Source organism: Aneurinibacillus sp. UBA3580 (assembly GCF_002375825.1).
Taxonomy (GTDB): domain Bacteria; phylum Bacillota; class Bacilli; order Aneurinibacillales; family Aneurinibacillaceae; genus Aneurinibacillus; species Aneurinibacillus danicus.
In genome coordinates this window covers 1-6,630 of sequence record NZ_DFMZ01000018.1, presented here as the reverse complement: position 1 = coordinate 6,630, position 6,630 = coordinate 1, and the positions used below count along the sequence as shown (strand labels likewise).

Sequence of the window (6,630 nt, the reverse complement as noted above, 5' to 3'; positions counted from 1 at the left end):
CGCTCTTCCATGCGTTCGAAGAGCCGAAGCAGGAGGCGATGGAGGCGCTCGGCGCGCTTGGCTATAGCCAGGCGGAAATCCAAAAAGTCATGAAAAAACTGGAGAAAGAGGGAGCCGATCTGGCTTCTACAGACAGGATTGTCAAACGAGCATTGCAGTTATTTTTAACAACGTAAGGGGGGATAAATAGTGGAGGAAAGAATGATTTCCGCCCATGCGCATGACATGGAGGAATCCAATATGGAATTCAGCCTCAGACCCCGCTATCTGGCCGAATACATTGGCCAGAACCAGATTAAAGAGAACCTTAAGGTTTTCATCGAGGCGGCCAAGCTGCGCAGCGAAGCGCTTGATCATGTACTGCTGTACGGACCGCCCGGACTCGGAAAAACGACACTGTCCATGATTATCGCCAATGAGCTGGGCGTTAACCTGCGCACGACGTCCGGACCGGCAATTGAACGGCCTGGTGATCTGGCCGCGATTCTGACCGCGCTCTCGCCTGGCGATGTGTTGTTTATCGATGAAATTCACCGCCTGCCGCGCAGCGTAGAAGAGGTGCTGTATCCTGCAATGGAGGACTTTGCGCTTGATATCGTTATCGGCAAGGGACCGGGTGCCAAATCGGTGCGTCTCGATCTCCCGCCGTTTACGCTCGTTGGCGCAACGACCCGTGCAGGGATGTTGTCTGCGCCGTTAAGAGATCGTTTCGGTGTAGTGAGCCGACTTGAGTATTATACGACGGACGAGCTTGCCTATATTGTGATGCGGGCGGCTGAATTGTTCGATGTCGAGATTCGCGGTGAAGGGGCGGAAGAGATTGCGCGCCGTTCGCGCGGGACGCCGCGAATCGCGAACCGACTGTTGAAACGGGTGCGTGATTTCGCGCAGGTGCAGGGCAACGGTGTGATCACCGGAGAACTGGCGTGTGAAGCACTGGAGCGTATCCAGGTAGACCGGATGGGATTGGATGAGATTGATCACAAGCTGCTGCGCTCTATTATGGACACATTCGCCGGTGGGCCGGTTGGTCTTGATACACTGGCTGCGACCGTAAGTGAAGAAGCGGCGACCATCGAAGATGTATGTGAGCCATATCTCATGCAGATTGGCTTCTTGCAGCGAACACCGCGTGGGCGTGTAGTTACGCCGCACGCCTATCATTATTTCGGCAGGGAGGTGCCAGGCGTATGAATCCGGTAGCGAAAATGCTGGTTATCTTCGGCGTTATCCTCATCATTATCGGCCTCATCTGGCAGGTGGGAGGACGATTTCTGAATCTGGGACGTCTGCCGGGGGATATTGTCGTTGAAAAAGAGAATTTTCGATTTTATTTTCCGGTTATGACCAGTATCATTGTAAGCGTGGTTCTTTCTCTTCTGTTCTATCTGTTTCGTTTTTTCCGTTAAATGCAAAAAACCAGAGGAGATTTAAGGATGAAACAAGAGAAAGGTTTATTCGGGCAGCGTATATGGCGCATCGTGGATCAGACAAAAACACATCCTTCGTTTCATGCGCTGTATTCATTTGCGATGGATGACACGCTATGTACATCCGTGCGCTTGAAACACAGTCCAGCGACGCTGCGTGCCTGGGTCCATCACCAAAATGTCGTGATGGGCAATGTCGATTACAAACTGCAGGGTATTGAACAAGGATTGGCTTATTTGAAGGAGCGCGGTTATCTGCCGGTGGTGCGGAACTCAGGCGGGGCGGCGGTAGTACTTGATGACGGCGTTTTGAATCTGTCGCTTATTCTCCCTACAGAAGACGTGTTTACAGATATTCATGCCGGTTATCGGGCGATGGTCGAGTTTATTGAACAGATACTTATGCCTTATGGCGTGACGGTTGAAACGGGAGAAGTACAGGGATCGTATTGTCCCGGAGATTTTGACGTCGCTATCGACGGGCGGAAGTTCGGGGGATTAGCTCAGCGCAGACGGCGCGGTGCGGTCGCTGTACAGGCGTTTCTGCTGGCGGACGGCAGCGGAGGGGAGCGGGCGGAGCTTGTGCGCGGCTTCTATGCAGCGGCCGCCCGGGAAGGTGATACATATCCTGTAGTGCGCCCCGAGACCGTCGCTTCTCTATCTGAACTTACTGGTACGCCGATTTCCTGTGCCGATTTGTTGCGTCGAGCCGTACATGTAGTAAAGACGCATGCGGAGCAGGTTGAATTTTCACAACTGCTGCCCGAAGAGGCGGAAGAATTCGCCGCCAATACGGCAGATATGGAAACACGCAATCCGCATTTGCATATATAAAGGATTTTTCTGCGACCTTTTTCCTTTTTGCTCGTCTAAATTAATAGACTTGGAAAATTAAGCTAGAGTTTCTGGTAGAATATCCATAGATATATAGAAATTCTAGAGGGAGAAAGGTTGATAAATAGATGAAATTGGGGAAAGTACTTCCGGTTGTATTGAGTCTCGGTCTTATGCTGCCGTTCGCCGGCCCGGCGCACGCCGCGGAAGAGCCGGTTGTAAAGGTGGAGTTAACGGCTCCGTTTGCGCTGAGTTCGACGGAAGCATTGACGACAATGACGTTTACCGTTAACGGCAATTATACGGTGGAGGGGCAGCCGTCGTTCATCCTGATTGCGGGACAGAAGTATTTCGTGCAACTGGAAAATGGAGCGCTTAGCCTCTATCGATTCGGACAAATGGGTATGCCTGTTCCGCTTGTCCAGGGAGTCAGTACACTTACGCTAACACCGTCGCTTCCGGATGGAGAAGCCGCCACTTTAAAAGTGGAAGGGAAAACAGAATATTCTTATCGCGGTGGGCTGGAATTGCGGGTTGGATATAAAGGAACGATCCAGCGCATCATCCCGATTAATATCGTCGGGATGGAAAACTATCTCAAAGGAGTCGTACCGAGCGAGATGTACACCAGCTGGAACCGGGAAGCGCTGAAAGCTCAGGCAGTGGCAGCGCGCACATACGCCGTACGTAAGCTCAACACGCAACCAGGTGGTTATATTAACGATACAGTTCAGTATCAGGTGTATAAAGGCGTAACAAATGAGAATCAAAATTCCAATCTGGCGGTTGAGGAAACAAAAGGGGAAGTTCTCTCATACAATGGAAGCTTAATTGACGCGGTGTACAGCTCCAGCAACGGTGGTTACACGGAAGCGGCCGAGAATGTGTGGAAGGGTTCAGGTGTACCCTACCTGACAGCCAAGCCGGATCCGTATGATGCGGCCAGCGGGACGAAAGATCGGAGCTGGCAGCAGACGCTGACACTGGCCCAACTTCAGGATAAAATCAAGAACCGAACACCGGCTGTAGGTACGATAAAGAAAATAGAGGTAAAACAAACGTATCCTTCTGGACGAGTTGCGGATTTGGCCATTGAAGGAGATAAGGGCGAGCTTCACCTATCCAAAGATGAGGCACGCACGGTACTCGGATTAAGAAGCGCACGCTATACCGTGCAGGCGAATTATAGCACACCGACACCCGCATCCGTTAAAGAACTGCTGGCCATCAACAGTGATGTGACCACGGCACGCAAAGAGGCGGGCGGTTTGGTAATTGCCAGCAGCACCACTACTAAGGCAAGCACAGGCGCAAATCTTGTAATTCAAGGAGCAGAACAAAAGAAAGCCGTAAGTCAGAGCGGGAACGGTACGGCCAGCCAACCGGTGCTTACTTCCGTTACGTTTAACGGCAGCGGATACGGGCACGGCGTCGGCATGAGCCAGTGGGGTGCCCAGCAAATGGCGAAAGAAGGCAAAACGTATCGGGATATTCTGGACTTCTATTATGCCCCCGCGCAAATCACCGGAGGATACGGAACGCAAAATTAATGCGCTGGGCCATGTCTATTTCTTGCATGAACGAGAAAAAATCGGTATGATAAAGAACGTTATACTGATGACTGAAAACAAAGTTGAGGGATAGACAGTGGATGTCAACGATTTCGATTTTTATTTGCCGGAAACGCTCATTGCGCAGAATCCGCTCCCGGATAGAACAAGCTCGCGTCTGCTTGTGCTCGATAAGCGGACCGGCGAAGTAGAGCACCGGACGTTTACCGATTTAAAACGCTATTTGAAAGCCGGCGACACGATCGTGCTTAATGACACGAGGGTGATTCCTGCCCGGCTTTTTGGCGTGAAAGAAGGAACCGGTGCCCATATTGAAGTGCTGCTGTTAAAGCCGCTTGGAGAGGACCGCTGGGAGACGCTCGTTCGACCAGGTAAGAGAGTAAAGCCGGGTACACGCATTGTATTTGGTGATGGTCTGCTTATCGCCGAGTGTGAAGAAAGTACGGATGTGGGCGGACGTGTGGTTCGGTTTGAATACGACGGTATTTTCAATGAACTGCTGGATCAGCTCGGCGAGATGCCGCTGCCGCCGTACATTAAAGCCCAGCTTGAAGACAACGAACGATATCAGACCGTGTACGCGAAACATCGCGGATCCGCCGCTGCACCGACTGCGGGCCTTCACTTTACGGAAGAATATCTTGAAGAGCTGAAGGCGATGGACGTAAACCTTGCGTTCGTTACCCTGCATGTCGGACTCGGGACGTTTCGCCCGGTCTCAGTCGATACCGTAGAAGAGCATGAGATGCACAGCGAGTTCTATACACTGACGGAAGAAAATGCGCGCATAATTAATGAAACCAAAACGAACGGCGGACGTATTATAGCCGTAGGGACCACATCCTGCCGTACGCTCGAGACGATCGGCCGAAAATACGGCGGCAAATTGGTCGCGGAAGAAGGATGGACAAGCATCTTCATCTATCCGGGTTATGAGTTCTCCGTCATTGACGGGCTGGTAACCAACTTTCATCTGCCGAAATCGACGCTCGTCATGCTGGTAAGTGCGCTGGCGGGCCGGGAGAATATTTTGCGCGCATACGATGAAGCGGTTCGACAAGAATATCGCTTTTTCAGTTTCGGCGACGCCATGCTAATTTTATAAAAAAATGCATGAGGTAAGATATCCTGGCAACCACAACAAGGATATCGATTCGTCAAGTGTAATGTATATAGGAGGATACCAACATTGGCAGTACGCTATGAATTAATAAAGACATGCAAGCAGACCGGCGCGCGGCTCGGCAAACTGCATACGCCGCACGGCACGATTGACACACCGATCTTCATGCCGGTCGGTACGCTGGCAACAGTAAAGACGATGACCCCGGAAGAGCTGAAGGAGATGGAAGCGCAGATTATTCTGGGCAATACGTATCACCTCCTCCTGCGTCCCGGCCATGAGCTGGTGGCGGAAGCGGGCGGTCTTCATTCGTTTATGAATTGGGATCGTGCCATTTTGACGGATAGCGGAGGATTTCAGGTATTCAGTCTGAGCAATTTGCGTCAGATTGATGAAGAAGGAGTTTCGTTCCGTTCCCATCTGAGCGGAGAGAAGCTGTTTATCAGTCCGGAGAAAGCGATAGAGATTCAGAACGCACTTGGAGCGGATATCATTATGGCATTTGACGAATGCGCTCCGTATCCTGCCGATCCTGAATACGTAAAGCCGTCCATGGAGCGGACAACCCGCTGGGCGGAGCGCTGTTTGAAAGCCCATAAGCGTCCGCATGATCAAGCGCTGTTCGGCATCGTGCAGGGCGGCATGTACCGTGAACTGCGCGAGCAGAGTGCGCGCGATATTACATCGCTCGATTTCCCGGGATATGCAATCGGCGGTTTAAGTGTAGGGGAGCCGCATCATCTGATGTATGAAGTGCTAGATTATACCGTACCGCTTCTGCCTGCGAATAAGCCTCGCTATCTGATGGGGGTCGGCTCTCCGGATGCGCTGATTGAAGGGGCGATTCGCGGTATCGATATGTTTGACTGCGTGCTGCCGACGCGGATTGCGCGTAACGGGACATGCATGACGAGCCAGGGTCGTTTGGTGATTCGTAACGCGAAGTATGCGCGCGACTTCAGCCCGCTTGACCCGAATTGCGATTGTTATACGTGCCGCAATTATACGCGGGCGTATATTCGCCATCTAATTCATTGTGATGAGATTCTTGGCGTGCGGCTGACGACGTATCATAACCTGCATTTCCTTATCAACATGATGAAGCAGGTACGCCAGGCGATTATGGACGATCGTCTGGGCGATTTCCGTGACGAGTTCTTCGCCAGATACGGTATTACGGAAACGCGAGGTTTCTAGATATGGAATTTCGCCGGTACTCTGTTTTTTCAGCATAAGACAAACCTATATGTTTTAGAAAAGAACGTGGACTGGCAAGAATATATGTAATAAAAAAGGAGGAGTATCATGAGCGCGGGTATGCAGCAAATATTATTGTGGGTGGTCATGTTTGCCATCTTCTATTTCTTGTTGATTCGTCCGAATCAGAAGCGTCAAAAGCAGCGCAATGCAATGCTTGCGGCACTGAAAAAGGGGGACCGAATCATCACGATCGGTGGTCTGCATGGCACAATTGACCTGATTAATGAAGAAAACAATACCATCGTTGTCAACGCCGGTGGCCAGAAGCTGACATTCGAGAAGATGGCCGTACAATCCGTTGTCGGCGAAAATGTACAGAAGTAGCCGGCTGTACAGAAAACGACCATGGCATCTCAGCCGCACCCCCGGCATGAAAATGAGGGGAAGAGCAGCTGACTTTTGCGGTATGAAG

At 51.4% G+C, this 6,630-nt stretch carries 8 protein-coding genes; all 8 read left to right on the top strand.

The genetic code is table 11. The annotated features are described in order from the left end of the window. Positions 1–38 precede the first annotated feature (38 nt). The 8 genes from B2899_RS02900 to yajC all read left to right on the top strand — a co-directional run bounded on the left by B2899_RS02900 (position 39) and on the right by yajC (position 6,542). Positions 39–176 (top strand): hypothetical protein, encoded by a 138-nt coding sequence (locus B2899_RS02900; protein WP_414631742.1) that lies wholly within the window; start codon positions 39–41, stop codon positions 174–176. Between the two features lie 25 nt (positions 177–201). Then, positions 202–1,194, top strand: a complete 993-nt coding sequence (ruvB, locus tag B2899_RS02895; protein WP_414631741.1) for a Holliday junction branch migration DNA helicase RuvB — start codon at positions 202–204, stop codon at positions 1,192–1,194. Next, complete coding sequence (locus tag B2899_RS02890; protein WP_146808367.1) at positions 1,191–1,409, top strand: DUF2905 domain-containing protein; 219 nt, start codon at positions 1,191–1,193, stop codon at positions 1,407–1,409. The genes ruvB and B2899_RS02890 overlap by 4 nt, the downstream gene beginning before the upstream one ends. Positions 1,410–1,436: 27 nt before the next feature. Further along, positions 1,437–2,264: a lipoate--protein ligase family protein gene (locus B2899_RS02885; protein WP_170230119.1), complete on the top strand. Its 828-nt coding sequence runs from the start codon at positions 1,437–1,439 to the stop codon at positions 2,262–2,264. Between the two features lie 128 nt (positions 2,265–2,392). Beyond that, a complete protein-coding gene (locus B2899_RS02880) occupies positions 2,393–3,814 on the top strand; it encodes a SpoIID/LytB domain-containing protein (RefSeq protein ID WP_286883934.1) in 1,422 nt (473 codons plus the stop codon). 97 nt (positions 3,815–3,911) lie between these two features. Further along, positions 3,912–4,940 carry a tRNA preQ1(34) S-adenosylmethionine ribosyltransferase-isomerase QueA gene (gene queA / locus B2899_RS02875; RefSeq protein ID WP_286883932.1) on the top strand — a complete coding sequence of 343 codons (1,029 nt, stop codon included), beginning with the start codon at positions 3,912–3,914 and terminating at the stop codon, positions 4,938–4,940. An 84-nt stretch (positions 4,941–5,024) separates the two neighbouring features. Beyond that, complete coding sequence (gene tgt, locus B2899_RS02870; RefSeq protein WP_286883930.1) at positions 5,025–6,155, top strand: tRNA guanosine(34) transglycosylase Tgt; 1,131 nt, start codon at positions 5,025–5,027, stop codon at positions 6,153–6,155. A 108-nt stretch (positions 6,156–6,263) separates the two neighbouring features. Further along, positions 6,264–6,542, top strand: coding sequence for a preprotein translocase subunit YajC (yajC, locus tag B2899_RS02865; RefSeq protein ID WP_146808372.1), 279 nt, complete (start codon positions 6,264–6,266; stop codon positions 6,540–6,542). Positions 6,543–6,630 lie beyond the last annotated feature (88 nt).